Source organism: Microbispora siamensis (genome assembly GCF_016863095.1).
Classification (GTDB): domain Bacteria; phylum Actinomycetota; class Actinomycetes; order Streptosporangiales; family Streptosporangiaceae; genus Microbispora; species Microbispora siamensis.
Window position 1 is genome coordinate 1 of the sequence record NZ_BOOF01000125.1, and the last position, 992, is coordinate 992.

A 992-nucleotide genomic window follows, 5' to 3' on the forward strand; every position below is an offset into this window, starting at 1 on the left:
ACGAGATCGGTGAGGTCGCGCGGGCCTTTGACGAGGTGCACCGTGAGGCTGTGCGGTTGGCGGGTGACGAGGCGCGGCTGCGGAGCAATGTCAATGCGATGTTCGTGAACCTGTCGCGGCGTACGCAGACGTTGGTGGAGCGGCAGTTGTCTTTGATCGATGGGCTGGAGCAGGGTGAGCAGGATGAGCAGCGGCTCGGGAACCTGTTCAAGCTCGACCATCTTGCGACGCGTATGCGCCGTAACAGTGAGAACCTCCTGGTTCTTGCGGGGCAGGAGCCGGCGCGTCGTTGGGGCCAGCCGGTGCCGATCGTCGATGTCGTTCGTGCCTCGCTGTCGGAGGTTGAGAATTATGAGCGTGTCGACATCCAGGTGCAGGCGGGGGCGTCGGTTGTCGGTCAGTCGGTCAACGACGTCGTTCATCTTGTGGCTGAGTTGGTGGAGAACGCGATTTCCTTCTCGCCTCGTGACACGAAGGTCACGGTGTCGAGTAATCGGATCGATGGCGGGGGTTTGATCATCTCCGTCAGTGATCAGGGGATCGGCATGACGCCGGAGGAGTTGGCGCAGACGAACTATCGGCTGGCCAATCCGCCGGTGGTGGATGTGTCGGTGTCTCGGCGTATGGGCCTGTTCGTGGTGGGTCGTCTGGCGTTGCGTCATGGGATTCGGGTGCAGTTGCGTCAGCAGGACACCGGTGGTCTGACGGCTATGGTGTTGTTGCCCGAGGCGTTGCTGGCCAATGCGGGTCCGGCGTTCCCGGGTGTGCCGGGGATGCCGCAGCCTGAGTTGACCAGTCCGATGCCGGCGGTCGGGGCCGGGCCGCAGTTCGGTGGTTCCATGTTCGGTAATGCGCCGGCCCTCGCGAGTCCGACGCCGTTTGAGAATGCGCCGCGTACGCCGGTGTTCGGGGCGGATGCGCCGGGTGTCGGTACTCCGGGTGCCGATCCCTTCGACCGGGGGCCGTTCGAGTCCTTCCCGCGGGAGACCGTC

At 64.4% G+C, this 992-nt stretch carries 1 protein-coding gene; it reads left to right on the plus strand.

Going from position 1 to position 992, the window contains the following annotated elements; translation table 11 throughout:
• The coding region (locus Msi02_RS42755) for a sensor histidine kinase (RefSeq protein ID WP_204053407.1) at nucleotides 1–992 on the plus strand (992 nt) is incomplete at both ends.